Origin of the sequence: Pseudomonas sp. S60, assembly GCF_016647865.1 — a bacterium.
GTDB classification, from domain to species: Bacteria; Pseudomonadota; Gammaproteobacteria; order Pseudomonadales; family Pseudomonadaceae; genus Aquipseudomonas; species Aquipseudomonas parafulva.
In genome coordinates, this window is the sequence record NZ_JACVVH010000044.1 from 1 (window position 1) to 21,190 (window position 21,190).

A 21,190-nucleotide genomic window follows, 5' to 3' on the forward strand; every position below is an offset into this window, starting at 1 on the left:
CGCGCGGCGCATCGCGAGCTGCGCTCGCTCCTACGTTTGTTTCGGGCCAGTTACGCCTGTGACGGGCGCGCGCGACCGCCTTGTGGGTACGGCGCAAGATCGTGTTGCGCCCCCAGGAGTTCGCCGGCAAATAGCGCTGCAGAAAGTGGCCCAAGGCCCCCGTAGGAGCGAGCGCAGCTCGCGATGCGCCGGCACGGCGCCAACAGCACACCCGTCAAAACGACCCGTGCACACGCACCACCACACCCAGGAATTCGCAGCCGTCCTCACACAAAACCGTGGGATATCGCGCATTCAAAGGCCTGAGCATCTTGTCACCGCCCTCTTCCACCAATTGGCGCAACACCGCGGGACGCCCAGGTTGCCGCGCGATAACCAGGTTGCCTGGTTTCGCATCAAGCCCTGTGTCAACCAGTACCCGCATACCTTCAGGCACGCTCTGGCCGCTAGTTGCATTCATCGAGTCATTCTCAACAGCCAACCAGAACGCGTTGCCCGCAGGCATGTAATCAGTCTGTTCGTGGACTTCGCTGGCGTCCGGAAGCGGCCCTTGCAGGTCAGCCCATGCCAGCACTGGAAACCTGAAGCTGGCGTAAAGCAGTGCCTGGGGGGAAATCGGCCGTGCCGGCCCATAGTGTGGTGATGTCTCGCGCACGATATCGCGCTCAACCACCATCACTTGCGCTTCGAGATAGATGAGTCCCAGCTTTTCGAGCTTTTCATTGATGGTTTCCAGAGTCGGCCGTCGCGTGCCACGCAGCCAATGACCCACACCGCCTTGAGTCATACCAAGGCGCTCGGCCAACTTCAGCTGGCTGAGGTTATGTTCGCGCTTGTAGCGCTTGAGAAATGCATTCCAGTTTTCCATGGCCGAAACAATACGGACTGTATTACTGCCAGCAATACACAATCTGAATTATTTTTAAGCCGCCAAATAGTACAGATTGACCTATCCTAAGGTTTCTGTGTGTTTGACGAGAACTCATAAGGTATCGCGATGAAACCATCGAAAAACGACGAAACAGATCTCGACAGCGAAGCAGCCCGCCGCGCCCTCGATTACTACCTGAACCCCAACCCTCCACGCCCCACGTTGGAGAACAAAATCTGGACGCTGCATGAAGGCGTCACCAGCGAGCAGGCCCAGGAGCACGCCATCGCCCTGCTGCGATGCGCCGCCGCAACAGCCCAGGAAACGGCCACGCACCAGCATGGCAGCCAGCGGGAGCTCACGTTTGCGTTGATGCACATGATGGACATGGCGCGCGCACTACTGGAGCACAGGCGCGGGCTGGAAACAGACGGGTAGCAAGAAGGGAAACGTGGTGGCCGCGTTACGGCAATGGCCCCGATTGCCGGGACAAGGAAGCGCTCCGGTGATTTTTTTTACCGGATGAACAAAAAATCATTTGACTGGCAAATGATAACGATTATTATTGCACTCAGCTGATCGCGAGATCAGCTGGATAATCTGGAGCTTAGGTCGCTCTCAGATTATCTCCTCATCAGGCTAATCACGGTTTTTGACCCGGCTTTTTGCCGGGTCTTTTTTTTGGCTCTTCAGGCTAATGAAGATCGTGATGGCGCGGATGATAGCAAAGGTGTTTCAGAGCGTGAACGCTCATTACAAAACTTTGCTGAATCAGCACTTGAGAATCACTCTCGTTTCACCTACGCTCACTCCCATCACGGAAGACATCACGCCCCTCCCCTTATCAGCAAGGAGCTGTCCATGACCCGCCTGCTGCTGCGCCTCGAGGACCCAACCCCTGCCACCGCAGATGCGGACACTGCGCTATTACACGCATTGAAGCGGCTGCCCCGGCGGGTACAACAGGTGTTTTTGCTCAGCCGCCTGGACCAGCTCGACTTCACCCGTATCGCCACCCGCCTCGACCTGCCCGTGCGCAGCATCGAGCGCCACATGGCCCAAGCCCTGCACGCCGGCCTGCCGCGCCGTGACGTGCTGGCGAGCGTTGCCGGCCAATGGTACGTACGCCTGCAAAGCCCAGACGTATCCGCCTGCGAACGCATCGACTTCCGCCGCTGGCTCGATGCACACCCCGCCCACCTGCAAGCCTTCCACGACACCGAGCTGCGCTGGCGCAGCCTGCTGGCCCCGGCACGGCAACTGGGGCATGACGGTTGGTACCGCCAAGGCAGGGCGGCATTGTCGTTGGGTGGGTGTTCGGTTGCCGTGGGGCTGGGTGTGGCGGTGCTGGTGCTCTTTGGGCTATGGGCCTGAAACCCATGCCCTAGAAGCTTCTTCGCCCTCCAAAGCAGCCGCAATACTCGCTGCGATTGAAGGGAAGCCAAGATCAGCGATCTCACCAAATAGCGATATCGTAAGTCAAGTACAGCCGGTTACTGTCACGTCCTCGGGCATAATCAGCACGGTAGACATAGTTGCGGTACTTTACCCCCAATCCTTTGGCAGGGCCGGCTTGCACCACATAGGCGATTTCCATGTCGCGCTCCCACTCGCTGAGCCCCGCAGGGCCTGAGCGGCCGTTGTCACCACTCAGGTATCGAGTCATGAATGTAAGGCCTGGGACACCCGCGGCAGCAAAGTTATACGCATAACTTGCCATCCAGGTTTTCTCTTCCTCTTCGATGAACTTGCCGATACCCACATTGCTGAATGAGTACACTGTGGCGCCGCTGATATAAGGCAACCCGGCCTCACCATCGAGCACTTGGTAGCCAGCACCGAATGTGTGCCCGGAGTGCGCGTAGGAAACCTGGCCGCTGAACATGTCATTGTCGATCGGCCCACCATACGCTGCGCCCATGCTCTTGCTTTTGAAGTATCGCAGGTCGGTAGTTAGAACGCCGCCAGCCAACGGCAGGTCGTGGACAAGGCCAGCGTAGTCTTGCCGGTAGAAATGCTCGAGCTGCCCATGGAAATAGCTCAGTCGAAGCTGTTCATTGAGGGTGTAGTCGGCACCTGCAAAGCTAAAGTCTCCAGACTTGTCCCCGCTGTAACCGTCAAGGTACAAGCCCGTCGTATTTGACGAGTCGCGTTGTTTGAAGCGATCAAGATGGCCTGCTGTGAAGGTCAGGCCCGCGATATCCGTGCTGGTCAGCTGTGTACCGTCGAACGTTTGTGGCAACAAGCGCGCATCATTGTTCACCAGCACCGGGGTTTTGGGTAACAGTGTCCCGTGCTTGATCACCGTCTTGCCTAGGCGGGCCTTCGCCGTGACCCCGGCACTGGCAAACTCGCTGGCGGCACGACCGTCATCATGTACCGGCAAAAGTCCGGTGCCGCTGCGGCCCCGCCCCGAATCCAGGCGAGCGCCAAACAAACCCAATGCATCAACCCCAAGCCCCAGGGTACCCGGGGTGAAGCCGGACTGAAAATCGAGCAAGAAGCCCTGCGCCCATTCCGTGCGCTCGCTTTTGGCATTGGCTGCAGCGCGGGCACTCATCCCCTGCTCGTCGCGGAAATTTTCATTGAAATAGACATTACGCAGTTGCAGCTTGAGTTTGCTGTCGTCCATAAACCCAGCTGCATTAGCAACCGGCAGGCAACCGCACAGCAGGCCACAGGTGGCCCCGCGAATTATCAAGGACATGATCGGTACTCTATTGTTGTTTTAAGATCGTTGTCGCCAGGCGCCCGGCAAGCGCCCGGTTCTATTCAGACAAAAAATGAAAGCGCGCCAGTGAGCAACGCCAGCGCGGTTATAACGAGCGACGTGAGTACCGCCCACTTCACCGTGGCTTTCTGGAAGTCGCCGATGTCCTTGTCGACCATGCCCACGAGCAACAGCGTGGAGGCCACGAGAGGGCTCATAAGGTGTACGGGCTGGCCCAGCACGGAGGCACGTGCAATCTCGACCGGGTCGATGCCGTAGGCCGCGGCGGCGTTAGCCAGGATGGGCACCACGCCGAAATAGTAGGCATCGTTGGACAGTACGAATGTGAGGGGCATGCTGGTGATTGCGACGACCAGCGGGAACCAGTGACTCCACGCGTCCGGAATCCAGTCCACCAGCGTCTGGGCAAGAGCATCCACCATTTTGGTGCCCGAAAAGATTCCGGCAAATATCCCTGCAGCGAACACCAGCAGTACCACGGTCATCGCATTGCCGGAGTGCGCTAGAATCCGTTCTTTCTGCACGTCCAGCTGGGGATAGTTCAACATGAGGGCCGCGACGAAGCCGATCATGAACAAAATGGCGGCGTGCATGATTCCCATGACCAGGGCTGTCATCACGATAATCACCAACACCAGGTTCACGTAAGCGAGACGGGGGCGCTTGTTGGGGCTGTCACCCAAAATTTCCTTGATGTAGCAATTGCCGCCACCGGACTCGAGCGCAATATTACCGATTCGACGGCGTTCAGCCCGGCCCAGCAAATAAGCGGTGAATACGACCCACAGGGCGCCCCCTATGACGGTGGGAAGCATGGGAATGAAGTATTCCGTGGCATCCAGGCCAAGTGCAGCAATGGCTCGGGTCGCAGGGCCACCCCAAGGGCTCATGCCACTCATGATACTGAGGGAGAGCATAGACACGGTGGCCAGCACCATGGGGTTCATGCCGATGCGCCTGTACAGGGGCAACATGGCAGCACAGGTGATCATATAGGTCGTAGTGCCGTCGCCGTCCAGCGCAACGACCAACGAAAGCAACGCCGTACCAATCGCAATCTTGACAGGGTCCCCGTTAACACGTTTGAGGATCTTGCGGATCAGGGGATCGAATAGACCCGCGTCGATCATCAAGCCGAAAAACAGAATGGCGAACAGCAACAGTGCGGCAGACGGCGCAACCATCTTCAGGCCGTCGAGCATCATTTTCCCGAGATCGGGGGCAAAGCCGCCAATCACAGCGAAGACGATGGGCACTACAGTGAGTGCAACGATAGGGGAAAGGCGCTTGCTCATGATCAGGTAGGTGAACGTCACCACCATGACCAGTCCCAGGAGTGCTAGCATGATTTCTCTCTCTTGTTTTTATACGCCGTATGGCTGTCTAACGTGCAGACGAGCCCTGCCCTCACCCGGCAACGCCGGGTGAGGTTCAAGTTCATTATTCAGGGGTAATGGATTAGCTTAAGCGGTTGGGCTCGGCCGACCAGTCTGTAACAGCCGGGGCAGGCACCTGTTCGGTTGCCGGCTGTCCATTCAGGCGCTCCAGCAAGGTTTGGCGGTCACAGGCGTTTTCGGAAATCGATATGACCACCGTCGCCACAGCGTTGCTGGCCAGACTGGTCAATGCCCTGGCTTCGGACATGAATCGGTCAATACCGATCAGCAACGCGAGGCCTGCCAGGGGAATGTCGTGCATCACTGTCAATGTCGATGCCAGCGCCACAAAGCCACTGCCCGTAACGCCTGCAGCACCTTTGGAAGACAGCAGCATGACCGCGAGCATCGTCACCACCTGGCCGAGGCTCAGGTCGATGTTGCACGCTTGTGCAATGAACACGGCCGCCAGTGAAAGATAAATCGCAGTACCGTCCAGGTTGAAAGAATAGCCGGTCGGCAAAACCAGCCCAACCACACCTTTTTTACAACCCAGTTTTTCGAGTTTTTCTAACATCCGCGGCAAGACGGGCTCGGTTGACGATGTACCGAGCACGACCAGGAACTCTTCACGGAAGTATCGCAGCAGCTTCCACAGGCTGAACCCATGGGCACGGCACAGGGCGCCAAGCACCACGATCACGAAGAACGCACACGCGATATAGAGTGTGCCAATCAGCTTGGCCAGCGAACCGAGCGAGGTAATACCGTATTGCCCCACCGTGAATGCCAGTGCACCAAATGCTCCGATGGGCGCAAAGCGCATCAGGTAGCCGAAGATGCGGAAAACCATGGTGGACGTGGCCTCAAGCACATGCAGTACCGGTTTGCCCTTCTCGCCCATTGAAGACAAGGCGAACCCGCTCAATACCGCGATGAAGAGGACCGGCAGCACCTCACCTTTGGTGAAGGCGCCCAGGAACGTGTCCGGGATGATATGCATGAAGAAATCCACGACACTCAGCTTTGCCGCCGATGCCGTGAATTGGTCCAGCCCTTTTGTGCTCAAACTGGCAGGGTCAATGTTCATGCCCACGCCGGGCTTGAACAGGTAAACCGCCACCAGCCCTAGGATGAGACTGGCGATCGTCAAACCCAGGAACAAGAGCAACGTTTTGCTCATCAAGCGCCCCAAAGACCGCTTGTCCGTCATGCCGGCAATACCGGTCACGATGGTACAAAACACCACGGGAGCGATCATCATCTTCACCAGTTTGATGAAAGCATCGCCCAGCGGCTTGAGCGCGACGGCTTGTTGCGCCCAGATGTGCCCAACCAATACGCCCAGCAGGACGGCGCAGAGGATCTGGAAGTAAAGCGATTTGGCAAGTTTCATGAGGCATCACCCATTATTCATATTGTGCGGATGCGCTTGGAACAACGTTCGGCGGCAGACAGCGTGGCTCAGCCTGCCAGCCTGCGGAACGTAGGTGCGTATACAAACCCGGAGAACAGGCGGCGGGCAGTCCGGACTACAGAGGCCTGAAGGGTCTTGCCATCTGCACCCGAACGTGAAAGCGCGACGTCAATGCCACCACTTGGGTGCTCAAGCCGCACTTCCCTGAGGCCGAGCGCCTCTTTGCCCAGTAAGTCCTCGATCACACTACCGGGGCTGACGCAGGCCGTCGCCAAACCGACTGCCCCTGTAATAGCCAGGGCACGGTGACAGTTATGCGGCATGAAGTAACGAACCTGAAGTGTGCCGTCGTAACGGGGCTTGGAAACCAAGACCGGTTTGGGAATGACCATATTGCTGACGTCACCCAGGCCCATCGCCTTGCCCGCTTTCAGGCGCAAAGCTTCCAGGCGTTTGAGCAAGGGCGCGTTGGCGTCCAGCTCTGCGGCAGTCTCAGAGCCGGTGATGCCCAATTCACTTGCTTCGATTACCATCATCGGCATGGCCATATCGATACAGGTTACAGGCACCCCATCAATCACATCTTTTGCCTGGCCGGTGGGAAAGAGTTTCCCTGTCTTGCTGCCGACGGCATCGAGGAACGTGAGGTGCACAGGGGCGGCAGTGCCCGGTACGCCATCAATTGCGGTACGGCCCTCATAACGTACAGCGCCGCCAGGCGTCTCCACCAGGGAGTTGACGAAGGTGCCGGTGTTCAAGTTGCGGATACGGACCAGTGTTTTGCCTTCCTGGCTTTTCACCAGCCCTTGCTCAATGGCGAACGGCCCCACCGCACAGAGCATGTTGCCGCAGTTAGGCGCTGTGTCCACGCGGCGCTGGGCGACCATGACCTGGACAAACAAGTAATCCACGTCGGCATCAGCATGGCTAGAGGGGCTGATGATGGCAACTTTGCTGGTCTGGGGGCTGCCGCCGCCAATTCCGTCGATTTCCAGTTCATGGCCTGAACCCATCAGGCTGATGAGTAATTCGTCGCGTTCGACCACATTGGCAGGCAAGTCGGAGGCGTGAAAGAACGGCCCTTTGGAGGTACCGCCGCGCATGAGTACGCAAGGAATACGTTGCATGTTATCGCACTCTTGTTGATCAATGGACATCATTGATGCCTTGGGCAAAAGAGTGACAGGGATGGATAAATCAATCCAATGCAAATATCGTCGCTTTTATTGCGTTTAACAAAACAATGATCGCCCCCCCACCAAGCAGGCTGACTGATGGAATATGAGCTTCAAGACATCCGATCTTTCGTGAAAATCGCCGAACTTGGTAGCTTTCATGAGGCTGCTGAGGTGCTCCACCTTTCACAACCCGCGTTGAGCCGTCGCATAAAAAAGTTGGAGGAAGGGCTCGGCACATCACTGCTCGAACGCACGACGCGCCGGGTGAGCTTGACCAGCGTGGGACGGGACTTTCTGCCCAAGGCCCGTCGCCTGCTCGACGATTTCGAGGACTCGATTTTAAGCATTCGAGAACTGGCCGAGCGCCAGACCGGGCAGGTCACCCTGGCGTGCATTCCAACGGCGGCGTTCTATTTCTTGCCGACCGTGATCCGCGACTACAACGACCGCTACCCCAAAATCCGCATACGTTTGCTGGATTTAAGCGCGAACGATGGTTTGGAAGCGGTGCTGAGAGGCGAAGCGGATTTCGGGATCAACATGATGAGCGGGCAGCACCCGGATATAGAGTTCGTGTCATTGGTGCAAGAGCACTTCGTGCTGGCATGCAGACGTGATCACAAGCTGGCCGATCGAGATGCAGTGACCTGGGCCGAGCTTGCTGACTATCGGCTCATTGGGGTCGGGCGGCTAAGTGGCAATCGTATGTTGCTCGACCATGCACTGTCGGGCCTGAGTTTACGCCCGAAGTGGTTTTACGAGGTACAGCACTTATCGACGTCCCTGGGCATGGTAGAAGCCGGGTTAGGTGTCTCGGCCATGCCCAGCCTGGCCATGCCAACCGCCGATCACCCTACCTTGGTGAGCGTGCCGTTGGTGGAGCCCCAGGTCACCCGCACGCTAGGCCTGGTATATCGGCGCGGCGCATCGTTATCTCCTGCGGCAGAAAAATTCGTTTCCATTCTGTTGGAAAAATGGCCGAACCGTTGACCTTGAGGGTGAATGGACGCCGGCACGGTTGTGGGTAGCAAACGTGGACCCAGCGCACGGGCCATCTGAAACGCGTTTATGAAACATCTTTAATAGCCCGTTAACCCATCTACTCCACCTGACTGTCTAAGATCCGACTTTTAACCAGTTGGAACATTCCCATGTTCAAAAGTTTGATGTGCACAGCGTTAGTGGCGGCAGCATTCACCTGCTCGGCCGCCGAGTCCCCGCAGCCCCCCACCACCACGCTGACTATCCTCAGCTCCGGTGGCATCATGGGTGCTATACGTGAAGTGGCACCTGTGTACGAGCACGAATATGGAGTCAAACTGAATATACTGGCGGCACCTTCCATGGGTGAAACCAAGCAGGCGATCCCTAACAGGCTGGCGCGCGGCGAACAAGCGGACGTGGTATTGATGGTAGGCTCTGCACTGGACAAGCTGGTGGCCGATGGCAAGGCAGACAAGGCTAGCCGCGTTGATCTAGGCAAATCCTTCATTGCCATGGCCGTACGCAAAGGCGAGCCTAAACCTGATATTTCCACCATGCAGGGCTTACGCAAGGCTTTGCTTGCCAGCCGCTCGGTGGCCTACTCTGACAGCGCAAGCGGGGTGTACCTTTCCAAGACCTTGTTCCCAAGCATGGCTTTAGGCAATGATTTCGCTAGCAAGGCTCACATGATTCCGGCAGAACCTGTTGGCAGCGTGGTTGCACGTGGTCAGGCACAGGTTGGGTTCCAGCAACTGAGCGAGTTGAAGCCAGTGCCTGGTATCGACATCGTGGGTTTGATCCCGGAAGAGGCCCAGAAAATGACCCTGTATTCTGGATCGATTGTTTCGAACAGCCAGCATCACGATGCCGCTCAGAAACTGCTCGACTACATGGCCTCTGCCAAAGCGGACAATGCCATAAAAGACAGCGGGCTGACGCCTTTGCCCCATACTGGCAGCTGACAGGTAGCCGGTAGGGCACGCGTCGGTCCGAAGCGTGCCCTACCGGCTATCAGCATCGTCTATGGCTACTCCCCCCTCGTAGCCAAGGCCGTTGCGATGCAAGACATGCTGCAAGAGATCCTCGACCAAGTCCGCCCCCTGCTTAGCCAAGGTCAGGTCGCGCAATACATCCCCGCCCTCGCCCAGGTCGATCCCAACCAGTTGGGCATCGCCGTGCACAGCCTGGATGGCCAGCTGCACTGCGCTGGCGACGCACATACGCCATTCTCCATCCAGAGCATTTCCAAGGTGTTCAGCCTAGTCCAGGCGATCAACCACAGCGGCGAAGACATCTGGTCCCGCCTGGGCTACGAGCCCTCCGGCCAGGCGTTCAACTCGCTGGTACAGCTGGAGGTGGAGAAAGGCCGCCCGCGCAACCCTTTCATCAATGCCGGCGCCCTGGTGATCTGCGACATCAACCAGTCACGCTTCGCCACACCCGCCCTGTCGATGCGCGACTTCGTCCGCCGCCTGGCAGGCAACCCGCGTATCGTCAGCGACGCCGTGGTCGCTGAATCCGAATACCAACACCGCGCCCGCAACGCGGCCATGGCCTGGCTGATGACAGCCTTCGGCAACTTCCACAACGACGTGGACGCCGTACTGGGCAGCTACTTCCACCACTGCGCGCTGTCCATGAACTGCGCAGACGTCGCCCGCGGCTTCGCCTTCCTGGCCAACAGCGGCTACTGCCCACACAGCGGCGAACACATCCTCACCCCCCGCCAGGCCCAGCAGGTAAACGCGATCATGGCCACCAGCGGCCTGTACGACGAGGCCGGCAACTTTGCCTACCGCGTCGGCCTGCCCGGCAAGAGCGGCGTGGGCGGCGGTATTGTCGCGGTGGTGCCGGGGCGGTACAGCATCTGCGTGTGGTCGCCGGCGTTGAATGCCTCGGGGAACTCGTTGGCGGGGATTCGGGCGCTGGAATTGTTGAGTGAGCGGATTACGGCTTCGGTGTTTTCGGCGGTGTTGTGAGGGAGTTGTGGTTACCACGTGATTGGCGGCGGCCAGAAGCGCATTGCTAGGTGCGGTGGTCACCCGCTGTAGGCTGGCAGTGCTTGAGCACCTGAAGCAATAGCCATCCAAGCATACAGAAAGCAAGAAACATGAAACCAAGGTTCATCGGCGTCACCGTCTTCATGGCTGCCATCAGAGTGCTTGCGAGTCCACCGACCGCAAACATGAGAGTGGTGTTCAGTGCCGACGCCGCCCCGGCGTGACGGGGGTGCCGTGACAACGCCTGAGTGGTAGCGGCAGGCCGTACCAGTGTGGTACCCGCTGTACAAACGATCATCGGAACCATCAGCCCCACCAAGGTCACTCCTTCTGTCATCTGCCAAAGCAGGAGCAAACAACTGGCAAACCCCACCAGCAGCAACCCTAATCCAACCTGGAACAATGGGTTGACCATACGATTAAACCAGCCAGCGATCACGCCCCCCAATACGTACGACAGCCCATAGCACATGAACACTAAAGAAAATTCATGTGCGGAGAGCTCCAGCGTCCCCATGAGTAAAATGGGGGCTGCGATAACGAATGAAAAATGGCAAGCAAAGGCGACTGCTGATAATAGGGACAAAGACATGTAGGCCCTGTCTAACAACATCATCCTGTACACATGAAGGATGGGGTCGCGACTACCCGCCACCGTATGTTCGGGCGGGATGAATATAATCAGTACAAATGCAACTAGATTAAGCATTATAAAAACAAAAAAACTGGACTGCCACCCGAACGACGTCTCCAACATAACGCCAGCCACTGGGGATAAGCAGATGAACACCCCACTTGCAGTCGTCAGCATGATACGTACCGCGTTTAATTGCCGCCCGTCATACAGGTCTTGCACAAGTGCCTGGCTCAGAACAAAACTACCACACCCCAGCCCCTGAACGAACCGAAAGAACATGAAAGCCGTATAGCGGTTCGCAAGCATGCAACCGACAGCGCCTAGTGTGGCTAATGTCAGTCCAGCCATCAGTAGCCGCTTACGACCGATCCTGTCGGAGAGTGGCCCTATCAATAGTTGTGACAGCGCGACCACGAGAGCAAAACCACTCGCTGAGTACGCTATGTGACTCACATCAACGTCAAACCTGTCCGCGAGCGATGGAAAAGAGGGCAGAATTACATCTATTGGGAACACACCCATTAAGGTCATCAACAATAACAGAGCGAGCAAATGGATACGCATCACAGGTTGATACACGCCCTTCACGAAAGTAAGCCTGCGGAATTGAACAATTGGTGATAATGTGTATTACGCAACATATCCGTCCGGCTAATTGCTTGAATTGTTGAAGCAGACAGAGACCTCATTCTTTCCACCCAGCCCCGCTTGAGGTCGGGAAGCACGTGAGACGCCATAGTGGGGTGCGAGGCGAAAAGCGAATTCACGAAACGCGCATCGGGCCGACTGAATACCGCCAGCACCTTAATTAAAGTTTCAACTACGTGATCACGCTCACCCGCCCCGAGCTGGCGCCAAAGAATGGGAAAACACTCAATAAAATATATTGAGTGACGCCCTTCATCATGCAGGTGATCCATAAACATATTTGCCACAGGCCTGACGAGGTCATCACGCGTCAGCTCAAGCAACTCGCGAACAATGACAGTTTCTGAAACGAACGCTATACAGAATCGGGTTAGATCTTTGTAGACCTCTGCACTGCTTGAGATAAGGCTATGCATATTTAAGATTCGAGAAGAACTCACCCTATCAAGGGTATAGTGAGTCGCCAATTGATCTGCCAAATGAAGTGAAAAGAGCGCATGGTAGCCTTCATCAACATACAGTTGGATTCCCATTCTACGGTCCTCCGCACTGAAATACCCACTAAGCCCACCGACTGACATACACTGAACAGCCTCATTCACCTGACCCATCTCAAGTTGAGCCGTGTAATCCATGAAATACAATAGATAGTGAATATGGAGAATTTTCCTCTTCTCAACCGGCAAGGCACATACAGCTGGATGGCTCAGTGCAGGACCAAGCAGAGACGGGAACCACATTTCGGGGTCATTGATGGAAACATCGTCTGGCGTTAGCTCATAGCAGTACGCTTTCGAGCGCACTGCACTTGATGAGTTCCACGCCTTGAAAACTCTTGACCTGCGATTTAATACACCCATCATTTTTGATCCGCCTCCCGAGACGTCAATAACTCACGCATGCAGTCGGGTATGGCAGCACCCTCGCTGTATCCGCAGGCCACGAAAAACAGGACGTGCTCAAAAGGGTTATCTAGCGCAATTCTTTGTTCAACGACCGAGTCACTCAGAGCGCCGGTTAACCAAGTCTGCATACCCGTCGCAGTGGCCGAAAGTTGGAAAGTCTGCGCAACATGCCCAACCTCAATCAGGGCCATCCTGTAGGCTCTCGAGTGCTTGTACTTCCACCATAGCTTGTCGAAACGCGACGTCAGAAATAATCCGACAGGCACATTATTAACAAAGTGCTGACCGGCGACTAAATCGCCGAGCGTTGAAACCAGCTTACCACGCCAGTGTAGGCTATGGTGCTGGGGATCATAGTAATAGAAGCCAGGGTCTAGACCCGTTACGTTTGAGACATATACATACCCTTCCGTCGCGTTGAGTCCACCTGCAGACGGGCTCAAACGACGCTGGGCAAACGGGTTACTCGTCATCGTGCAGTCTGTCCGAGAACGGGTGACTGAGAAGCCTAGTGTTTGCTGAAGGATACGACCAAGATCAACCAAAGAGACAGGCGTGTCTTTAAAACTTCTAACCGTTATACGCTGCCCCATTACACGGCTGACTTCGTCGCTATCATCCCATCGAGGCAACAAAAACCCGTCACCCTCTGCCGGGCCTGATGAAAATCTCTCTTGTTGCAGAGCTTCATCACAGTGAGCAAGATAGTGGAGTGCCCACTCTGTTTCATTCGATGGCTGGTCGTCCGTTATAAGATCTTTTGTTCCAATATGGAAGATCCGTGAAAGGATATCCCAGTCCCACGGATGGGTTTGCGCACCCTCCTCTGCAATGATCCCGACACCTCTAAGATCAGTCATAGCATCAACGCTGCCATCATGATCAGCGCCACCATAAATGTGATTGATCACTTCAATCGCATGCGCGCTGGACAGTTGGTACTGCTTATGCCGCTTGAAATCCCAGCACACTAATGAATCTTGGAAATCTATAAAAAAGCAATTTTTATTTATCATTCAACCTCCCAATTGAAGCGCAGGCCGGCCCTGCGCTTCAATTTTCAACGCTCAGGGGTTACTTGCACGTCTGAACCACAAGCGCAAAGTTTGCCAACTGGGTAGTTTCCATGTGGATGACTTTCATTTTTCTATCTCCATTAATATGCCGCGTCATTGCGGCACTTCAGAGAGTAGTGCAGATGGAAAGATGTACAAGCTGGAGTGCCGTCGGAAAATTCCCAGGTGGTTGTAGGACTTTTTACCTACGGGAATTTTATTAGCTAAAATCGTCACTTATATCGCCACCCCCCTTAGTTGAAACACTAAATGCTTCAGGTGGTCGCTGTTCAGCCGCAACTTCAAGCGCCTGCTCGGCCGGACACCGTTGGCGGAAGTGGCACGGATGAAGCAGGCCTATGCGTTGCCGGCGCCGACTACACCCTCGCCGTTCATGTCATCACACTAGCGCTCGCGACTATGCACCCAGCGCCCGTTTCAGCACTTCGTAGATCCTGGTGTCTTCCGCTTGCGCAACGTTGAACCGCAGGTAATCCCCCGCCGTCATGGACTGGCTGAACGCATTGCCGGGCGCCAGCAATACACCTTCCTTTAGGCAGGCCCGGGCCAAGGTTGCGGCATCCTTGCCTTCAGGCAGTTGGCACCAGACGTACATGCCTGCCCGGGGAATTATCCAGGGCTTGATACCGACGGCCTGAAGCCTCGCGACCGTGCTGTCCATGGCCTCGGCCAACCTGAGACGCACGCTCTCCAGGTGCTTTCGGTACCCGCTATCGGTTATCGCCTGATGGATGATGCCCGCGGCCAAGCGCCCAGCCCCGAAGGTGGTGGCAATCTTGAGGTCGACCAGGCTCTCGATCCAGTCGCCACGGGCGGCGATATAGCCACAGCGGATGGCAGCGGAGATGGTCTTGGAGAAGCTGCCTATCTGGATGACGCGATTGAGACCATCGAAGGCCGACAACCGTGGCGCGGGGGTATGCTCGAAATCCGCGAAGATGTCGTCCTCCACGATCACCAGGTTGGAGGTGTCGGCCAGTTTCAGCAACCGGTGCGCCGTGACCGGAGACAAAGTGGCCCCGGTCGGGTTGTGGATGCCGGAATTGGTCATGTACAACCTGGGTGCGTGCTTGAGCAGAGCCGCGCCGAACGCATCGATGTCTGGGCCGTTCTGCGTGTAGGGCACGCCTACGATGTTCACCCTGTGTGCTTTCAGTAGCGCGTGAAAGTTGAAATAGCAGGGGTCGTCAACCAGGACGGTGTCGCCCGGCTCCAGGAGAAAGCGGCAAATCAGGTCGATGGCCTGGGTGCCGGAGTCTGTGAGCATGATCTGCTCCAGAGGCACTTCAACGCCGCTCCCTGCCAGCCGTCTGGACAGGAATTGCCTGAGCGGCGGATGCCCCAGCGGCGACGCGTACTCGGTGAGTTGCAGTGTGTCGGAACGGGCTGCTATTCGAAGCGCCTTGCGCACGCCGGCTTCGTGCATCCAGGACGCAGGTAACCACCCGCACCCCGGTTTCAGCGCTTCGCTGGAGCTTTCAAGCGACTGGCGCGAAATCCACAGTGGGTCGACTTCACGATCGAGCCTAGGGCCGAGCTCGGTCAGTGCCAACGGCGCCACGGGCCCAGCTACGTAGTAGCCCGAGCCAGGGCGTGAGCTGAGTACACCCTCGGCCATCAACCTTTCGTAGGCCTCGAGAACGGTGGAAACCGATACCTGCATGGCTTGCGCCATTGCCCGCACCGAGGGAATACGCGCACCTGGTGTGTAGGTTCGAGAGGCAATCCTGGACTGGACCTCGCCCATGACTGTCCGGATCAGCGTTGCACCGCGTTTCATCTCACCCTCAACTGTGCTGGATTGATGTGCATAACAGTTCGACCAAACTGTACTGGATTGTACATGGCCCGGTTGCGCCCGTAAGTGATGTACTGAACCCGCACTTACAGAGGGCTGGGCAATGCAAAGATCAACAAGCGGATGGATCAACGGCTTCATAGGCGTCGCAATCTTCGCGGGCTCCTTGCCGGCGACCCGTGTGGCAGTGACGGCCTTCGAACCAACGTTCCTGACCTGTGCCAGGGCAACGATTGCCGCCCTGTTGGGTGCGCTTCTATTGCTGGTGCTGCGCCAGCCTCGACCTGAACGGCGTGACGTGTGGCCATTGGCTGTAACCGCGCTGGGCGTGGTCATCGGGTTTCCGCTGCTGACGGCCCTGGCTCTGCAGCACGTCACCTCTGCGCACTCCATAGTCTTCGTGGGGCTGCTGCCACTGTGTACCGCAGGGTTTGCCGTGCTGCGGGGCGGCGAGCGGCCCCGGCCACTGTTCTGGCTGTTCTCGATGATGGGCGCCGGGATCGTGGCGGGTTACGCGTTGATGAATGGCGGTGAGGCTTCCGCGATGGGCGACCTGCTGATGATGGCAGCGGTAGTCGTCTGTGGCTTGGGTTACGCGGAAGGGGCGCGTCTGTCGCGGACATTGGGGGGCTGGCAGGTGATCAGCTGGGCGTTGCTGGTGGCGTTGCCGCTGATGCTGCTGCTAACCATCGTGAATCTTCCCGCGCCAGATGCCTTCGCCAAGGTAAGCGCCCCTGCGTGGTTCAGCCTCGGCTACGTTTCACTGTTCAGCATGCTGATCGGGTTTGTGTTCTGGTACCGAGGGCTGGTCCAGGGTGGCATTGCAGCGGTGGGCCAACTGCAACTGTTTCAGCCGTTCATGGGGCTTGGGCTGGCAGCGTTGCTGCTGCACGAGCAGGTCAGCTGGGTGATGCTGGTGGTAACGCTGGGGGCTGTCATCTGTGTTGCCGGGGCCAAGAAATACGCGCTGTAGAGTAGGAACCGGAACAGGGAATCAAGCGTGGCGTATGCGCGGATGTGGACGGTTGCTCCATTTTCCTGCGCCTAGTGTGCGGGCTACTGTGGACGTCGCGATGGGCCGGTGGCGGTCAGTAGTGACCGGCAGCTTTCGACCCATTGCTGCCAGTGGCTACGGGCAGCAATCGACCAAAAGCGGTCATTTAGATGTATCTACTAACTTGGAGGCGATTTAAGAGTGTAAGCGCAAAACAGCACCACCTACCTATGATCAGACAGCTCAGGCTGAGATTGGCACCTCCACCGAAAAACTGAGCGTCAAGATTTTTGCAAGCCCAACTTTGGATAAAAATGGCGTACTATCATCAGCAGGAACAGTCAGTGAAGCTGACCTGACTGAGATGACATAGCACCGTGAGTAAGGTGCAATCAAAAACGCAGAATTTATCCTATGAATTCAACTTTCTACCTTCCGCGCAGCCTCTCCAGTAGAGAAAGAATTTACACTGAAGAAGCATTGCTTGCCGCTTCGAATTACGTTGTTGTCCTAGCAGAACCCGGAGGCGGAAAAACTGAACTTATGGGAAGCCTAGCCCGACAGCTAGGAACCTCAACCGTTACCGCAAATAAGTTTAAACACTTGGGGGCCGACACCGAGAATTCCCCACTCGTGATCGATGCGTTTGATGAGTTGGCCAAAATCGATCAAACGGGCATTCACAGCCTTCTTGCTAACGCCAGAAAAGCTAAGCCAACGCACGTCATTATTTCGAGCCGATCCAGCGAGTGGGGTACTGCTGCCACCAATGCATTCGAAGACTATCTAGGATGCTCACCGCTAGTGGTTAGGCTTTGCGAGTTCGAAGAGGGGGAACAGCGAGAAATTTTTCATCATCATGTCCGTGGTGAGGAATTTTCAAAGTTTCAAGCAGAAGTGGCTCGGTTCGACTTAGGAGCGTTACTCCCTAACCCCCAATTTCTCAAGATGTTTGCAGATGCCTATATTGAAAGCGGCAGACACTTTACTGATAAGCGAAATATATTTTCACAAGCGGTTGAGCGGCTGGCGAAGGAAGCTAACGTCAATGTGGCGCAAACGCTATCCATCAAACAAAGGGTTGCTCTGTCGTCCGAAGTGTTTGCCAAGCTTTTGCTGTCCGGAGCAGAAGGGATAGGGACGAGCGAGTTAACCGCAGATCGAATCTATCCACTGCTGGCATCACTTTTTGACAAGCAAACAGCTGCTGAGGGCATCTTGGCAACTCGGCTTTTCAAACCTGGCGATAGTGCAGATCAGCATCGCCCCGTCCACAAGATAGTTGCTGAATACTGTGCGGCAGACTACCTTGCAAAGCGGATCGCTGATCCAGTTGACCCTCTGACATTACAAAAATGCCTACCTATCATCGCTCCGAACAATGCAGTTCGAGATGAACTCCGGGGGTTACTGGGTTGGCTCGCGGCGCTAGGCAACAGATCCGTTCAAGAGACTGCTACTGAGCTTGATCCCTATGCGGTACTTGCGAACGGTGATCCCTCTCAACTTGAGCACTCCTCAAAACGTCTACTTATACAGGGCCTGAAAGACGTCGAAACGAAGGACCCCTATTTCCGCCGAGGAGATGCTTGGCGCCGGTTTAGTGCTTCAGGTTTCTTCACCCAAGAGGTTATGACAGAGATTAAGCCCCTGCTAGCGAGCGGCAGTGATGGGCACTTGCGTGATCTAATTCTTGAACTGTTGACGGGATCACCAGCGATTGCGCATCTGACGCAAGAGTTGCGTCAACTAGTGTTAGACTCAAGCGAGAGCGAACACACTCGCTTGTTGGCTAGCAGATGTCTGCTCGACCTGTCCGGCCACGACCATCGCGCCGATTTAGCACTCCTGGTCTCTGAGGCCAGTCATACTTCTCTGAAAATTGCGGCAACCATCCTAACGACTATCGGCGTAAAAGCTTTAGGTTTAGATTACCTCGCCAGCTTCTTTCGAGTCTGCTCAACCCTTTATCCTAGTCATCAAATGTCTTATAAGTCCACAGTCGGCAGTCGTTATTTCATAAAGCGTTTCGTTGGCGGACTTGATTTAAGAACAATCGAGTGGATACTTGATGACTTAACCAAAGACCTTGCTTGCACATGCAAAAAAAAATATTATGAGTGCGACTGCCGAATAGGAATCAGCAAAATTGCAGGTCTAATGCTCGATCGATACTTTGACCTGGCAATGCCTCCTTTTTCCGCTAAAAAGGTTTGGCATTGGATCGGAAATCTGATTTATCATGAGCAAAAATCAAAAGATCAGAGCAAGTCAGTTCAAGTGCTTCAAAATGACGATGGATTGCGCCGAGAAATTATGGCGCAAGCACTTGGACCCCTTGCCAACAGCGACGATATTTTCGAGACCAAGATACAGAAATTTGATTTTCACGCTCACTCCGGCCTTCGCTTTCAATCCGATGATTACAAATTTATAGTCGACCTGGCATTTAAAATTGATAACTCAGCCCTGTGGGCGAGCCACATCGCAATGCATAGCTTCAATCAAAGCCAAGCACTGCGAGGCCCAAACAAATTGCGACGGCACATGCGTGAACAAGCATTGGAGAAGCCTTCTTTAATGCGCGAGTGGGCAAAGTTCAACAGAGCAATCGCGCAATTTGCACAATCCCAACAAAAAAGCATGTCTACCCATAGACGGAGGATGAGACGCCGCCACCGGGAACAAAGCGACATCAATAAGTGGAACATCCAATATTTGCGGGACAACCGAGAGCTTATTGAAAGCGGTCGGCATTGGAATTGTCTTGTGCGCTTTGCTGATCTAGTACTTAGCGCGCCCGATCAAATTGAGCAGAAATTCGGTGATGAAGTGCTCGTTCGTAAAGCTCTCAGAAACTGCTTGGATTTCATTGCTCCCAATGTACCTAATATGCTCAGGCTTGCGAATTTACAGTGTGCATCGCAGAGCGCGTACACTGAGCCTGTTCTTTTTGCAGCTTGCTTGGAAATCATGCGCAGCGCCGGAAACCTAGAAAATGTCGATCTGCCGTTACTGAATGCGCTACGAACTAATCTAGACATGGGCTACAGTGCAGTGTCGGATGAAGAACGTGATGCGCTGAAAGTTGAAGTCAACCGATTAGTTTTCGCAGGTACGGGAAGTGCCGAAACGTTTCTCCGGCAATACGTCGAGCCCCAACTCGCACAAAAGGGCTGTCAACACCCCGAAATTTGGTTGTTAGGCGGTGACGAGGTCTTCAGCCACCTACGGGCAACAATCTCAGTAGAATGGCTTGACCGATTTTCTGATCTGGCGCTCGGGCCGCTTGATACGCTCTTTGAAATTGCGGCCGAATTCGGTGATCGCGATGCTCTTCGAAAAATCATCGCAGAACGTTGCTCAGCTTTCATGTCCGTGTGGCCCAGTCCGACTGGCGATGAAGAACTCGAAAATAGGCGAGTTTTCTGGCTAGTGCGTGCTTTTTATTTTTTAGAGGACGCGCCTGAAACAGATTGGGAATGGCTAAAAACCGAAAAGAATACCATATTTTCGCTTAGTGAGCGCTCAGGGCGATTTAATTATGGCGAACACTCCCATTGGCCCAAGCTCACATTAAGAAAACTGGCGGCGGTTCTAGAGGCCTTTATTGACAAGTGGCCAAAGGTAGACCTCCCGAGCCATTGGGATACGGGAAGCCCCGATGAAGAAAATGCGTACCGCTTTTTGAAAGAACTTGTTTGGTTAATCGATTTGGACGTTTCCGATGACGCCGTCCGTGTCATTGATCGTCTCCTTGCTGATCCGAAGTTCGCAGACATGTACAACGATCTCAGGAGCATACGCTCTCATAAAATCAGTCAGATTGCACTGAGGTCTTTCGAACCGCCAACGCCACAGGAAATCGTCGATCGACTGGATCGCGATATGGTGGTGAATGTTGAGGGTTTGCGCCAAGTCGTCCTCCAAGAGCTTCAAGATTTTCAGAAAGCAATAAATGGTGGTGAATTTAACTCTGCGGATCGCTTTTACGACAATGGTAAGCACTTGAACGAAGTACGAGCTACCGAGATCATTGCTGAACGTCTCAGTCTAATACTCAAGCCTCAAGGCATCACAATTACGACGGAGCACCAGCTAAAAAGCGCTAACCGCAGCGATTTCACGGCAACAAAATTGATTGGCGGCACAAGACGGCTGCTTGTGACTGAGGTAAAAGGTCAGTGGCATAGAGAGTTATATACTGCCGCGGCGGCGCAGCTATATGCGCGCTACTCCATCCACCCCGATGCTGAACACCAAGGCATTTATCTTGTGATCTGGTTTGGCCGAGATGTGAACGTCGCAGGAATTAAAAACCGAAATATTCACACCTCTCAGGAGCTGAAAAGCAGCATCGAGAAAACGATGCCACCAGAGCTCGCTGGGCTAATCGACGTGTTTGTTCTGGACGTTTCTAAACCCTAAAAAATATAGCAAGGATGGATCATACAGAATGCTGAGCGCAGCAGGCCTAGAAGATGCCATATATTGCACTCCGCCACCCTAGTTTTGTAGGCAGGCGGAATGACCGCTTCTGGCCGAAAGCAGCCCATCGCGGCCGTCCGCAATGGT

At 55.2% G+C, this 21,190-nt stretch carries 16 protein-coding genes; 7 read left to right on the top strand and 9 right to left on the bottom strand.

Annotated features, from left to right (window positions below; translation table 11 throughout):
* Positions 1-214: 214 nt before the first annotated feature.
* A complete protein-coding gene (locus tag IAE33_RS19460) occupies positions 215-868 on the bottom strand; it encodes a LexA family protein (RefSeq protein ID WP_201164700.1) in 654 nt (217 codons plus the stop codon).
* Positions 869-997: 129 nt separating this feature from the next.
* Here IAE33_RS19460 and IAE33_RS19465 point away from each other — a divergent pair, with 129 nt between their 5' ends.
* Positions 998-1,309: a DUF6124 family protein gene (locus tag IAE33_RS19465; protein WP_028632302.1), complete on the top strand. Its 312-nt coding sequence runs from the start codon at positions 998-1,000 to the stop codon at positions 1,307-1,309.
* Positions 1,310-1,732: 423 nt separating this feature from the next.
* Positions 1,733-2,245, top strand: coding sequence for a DUF4880 domain-containing protein (locus tag IAE33_RS19470; RefSeq protein ID WP_201164701.1), 513 nt, complete (start codon positions 1,733-1,735; stop codon positions 2,243-2,245).
* Between the two features lie 82 nt (positions 2,246-2,327).
* Here the strand turns inward: IAE33_RS19470 and IAE33_RS19475 are convergent, their stop codons facing one another.
* The 4 genes from IAE33_RS19475 to IAE33_RS19490 form a co-directional block, all read right to left on the bottom strand.
* Positions 2,328-3,578, bottom strand: coding sequence for an OprD family porin (locus tag IAE33_RS19475; protein WP_201164702.1), 1,251 nt, complete (start codon positions 3,576-3,578; stop codon positions 2,328-2,330).
* 65 nt (positions 3,579-3,643) lie between these two features.
* Positions 3,644-4,948, bottom strand: a complete 1,305-nt coding sequence (locus IAE33_RS19480; RefSeq protein WP_201164703.1) for a CitMHS family transporter — start codon at positions 4,946-4,948, stop codon at positions 3,644-3,646.
* 112 nt (positions 4,949-5,060) lie between these two features.
* A complete protein-coding gene (locus IAE33_RS19485) occupies positions 5,061-6,374 on the bottom strand; it encodes a dicarboxylate/amino acid:cation symporter (RefSeq protein WP_201164704.1) in 1,314 nt (437 codons plus the stop codon).
* A 68-nt stretch (positions 6,375-6,442) separates the two neighbouring features.
* Positions 6,443-7,522 carry a 4-oxalomesaconate tautomerase gene (locus tag IAE33_RS19490; RefSeq protein WP_201164705.1) on the bottom strand — a complete coding sequence of 360 codons (1,080 nt, stop codon included), beginning with the start codon at positions 7,520-7,522 and terminating at the stop codon, positions 6,443-6,445.
* 147 nt (positions 7,523-7,669) lie between these two features.
* On the opposite strand from IAE33_RS19490, the gene IAE33_RS19495 reads away from it, so the two are divergent.
* From IAE33_RS19495 to glsB, 3 genes are all read left to right on the top strand, one after another.
* Positions 7,670-8,563: a LysR family transcriptional regulator gene (locus IAE33_RS19495; RefSeq protein ID WP_201164706.1), complete on the top strand. Its 894-nt coding sequence runs from the start codon at positions 7,670-7,672 to the stop codon at positions 8,561-8,563.
* Positions 8,564-8,724: 161 nt separating this feature from the next.
* Positions 8,725-9,519, top strand: a complete 795-nt coding sequence (locus tag IAE33_RS19500; RefSeq protein ID WP_201164707.1) for a substrate-binding domain-containing protein — start codon at positions 8,725-8,727, stop codon at positions 9,517-9,519.
* A 96-nt stretch (positions 9,520-9,615) separates the two neighbouring features.
* On the top strand, positions 9,616-10,536 hold the full coding sequence (gene glsB, locus IAE33_RS19505) for a glutaminase B (protein WP_028632300.1): 921 nt from the start codon (positions 9,616-9,618) through the stop codon (positions 10,534-10,536).
* A 46-nt stretch (positions 10,537-10,582) separates the two neighbouring features.
* On the opposite strand, the gene IAE33_RS19510 is transcribed toward glsB, so the two are convergent.
* The 4 genes from IAE33_RS19510 to IAE33_RS19525 form a co-directional block, all read right to left on the bottom strand.
* A complete protein-coding gene (locus tag IAE33_RS19510; protein WP_201164725.1) occupies positions 10,583-11,758 on the bottom strand; it encodes an MFS transporter in 1,176 nt (391 codons plus the stop codon).
* Between the two features lie 20 nt (positions 11,759-11,778).
* The gene (locus tag IAE33_RS19515; protein WP_201164708.1) at positions 11,779-12,705 is read right to left on the bottom strand and encodes a diiron oxygenase; all 927 of its coding nucleotides are present in this window, start codon (positions 12,703-12,705) and stop codon (positions 11,779-11,781) included.
* Positions 12,702-13,763, bottom strand: a complete 1,062-nt coding sequence (locus IAE33_RS19520; protein WP_201164709.1) for a SagB/ThcOx family dehydrogenase — start codon at positions 13,761-13,763, stop codon at positions 12,702-12,704. The genes IAE33_RS19515 and IAE33_RS19520 overlap by 4 nt, the downstream gene beginning before the upstream one ends.
* A gap of 457 nt (positions 13,764-14,220) precedes the next feature.
* Entirely contained in the window at positions 14,221-15,603 is a 1,383-nt protein-coding gene (locus IAE33_RS19525) for an aminotransferase-like domain-containing protein (protein WP_201164710.1), read from the bottom strand.
* A gap of 121 nt (positions 15,604-15,724) precedes the next feature.
* On the opposite strand from IAE33_RS19525, the gene IAE33_RS19530 reads away from it, so the two are divergent.
* The gene (locus IAE33_RS19530; protein ID WP_201164711.1) at positions 15,725-16,594 is read left to right on the top strand and encodes a DMT family transporter; all 870 of its coding nucleotides are present in this window, start codon (positions 15,725-15,727) and stop codon (positions 16,592-16,594) included.
* A 435-nt stretch (positions 16,595-17,029) separates the two neighbouring features.
* Positions 17,030-21,043 (top strand): NACHT domain-containing protein, encoded by a 4,014-nt coding sequence (locus IAE33_RS19535; RefSeq protein WP_201164712.1) that lies wholly within the window; start codon positions 17,030-17,032, stop codon positions 21,041-21,043.
* Positions 21,044-21,190: the final 147 nt, after the last annotated feature.

Bases quoted from the DNA above. Each gene is read 5' to 3' on its own strand.
- IAE33_RS19470 (WP_201164701.1), top strand. From the start codon at position 1,733: ATGACCCGCCTGCTGCTGCGCCTCGAGGACCCAACCCCTGCCACCGCA.
- IAE33_RS19475 (WP_201164702.1), bottom strand. From the start codon at position 3,578: ATGTCCTTGATAATTCGCGGGGCCACCTGTGGCCTGCTGTGCGGTTGC.
- IAE33_RS19495 (WP_201164706.1), top strand. From the start codon at position 7,670: ATGGAATATGAGCTTCAAGACATCCGATCTTTCGTGAAAATCGCCGAA.
- IAE33_RS19510 (WP_201164725.1), bottom strand. From the start codon at position 11,758: ATGCGTATCCATTTGCTCGCTCTGTTATTGTTGATGACCTTAATGGGT.
- glsB (WP_028632300.1), top strand. From the start codon at position 9,616: ATGCAAGACATGCTGCAAGAGATCCTCGACCAAGTCCGCCCCCTGCTT.
- IAE33_RS19515 (WP_201164708.1), bottom strand. From the start codon at position 12,705: ATGATGGGTGTATTAAATCGCAGGTCAAGAGTTTTCAAGGCGTGGAAC.
- IAE33_RS19490 (WP_201164705.1), bottom strand. From the start codon at position 7,522: ATGCAACGTATTCCTTGCGTACTCATGCGCGGCGGTACCTCCAAAGGG.
- IAE33_RS19525 (WP_201164710.1), bottom strand. From the start codon at position 15,603: ATGAAACGCGGTGCAACGCTGATCCGGACAGTCATGGGCGAGGTCCAG.
- IAE33_RS19500 (WP_201164707.1), top strand. From the start codon at position 8,725: ATGTTCAAAAGTTTGATGTGCACAGCGTTAGTGGCGGCAGCATTCACC.
- IAE33_RS19520 (WP_201164709.1), bottom strand. From the start codon at position 13,763: ATGATAAATAAAAATTGCTTTTTTATAGATTTCCAAGATTCATTAGTG.
- IAE33_RS19460 (WP_201164700.1), bottom strand. From the start codon at position 868: ATGGAAAACTGGAATGCATTTCTCAAGCGCTACAAGCGCGAACATAAC.
- IAE33_RS19465 (WP_028632302.1), top strand. From the start codon at position 998: ATGAAACCATCGAAAAACGACGAAACAGATCTCGACAGCGAAGCAGCC.
- IAE33_RS19530 (WP_201164711.1), top strand. From the start codon at position 15,725: ATGCAAAGATCAACAAGCGGATGGATCAACGGCTTCATAGGCGTCGCA.
- IAE33_RS19480 (WP_201164703.1), bottom strand. From the start codon at position 4,948: ATGCTAGCACTCCTGGGACTGGTCATGGTGGTGACGTTCACCTACCTG.
- IAE33_RS19535 (WP_201164712.1), top strand. From the start codon at position 17,030: ATGAATTCAACTTTCTACCTTCCGCGCAGCCTCTCCAGTAGAGAAAGA.
- IAE33_RS19485 (WP_201164704.1), bottom strand. From the start codon at position 6,374: ATGAAACTTGCCAAATCGCTTTACTTCCAGATCCTCTGCGCCGTCCTG.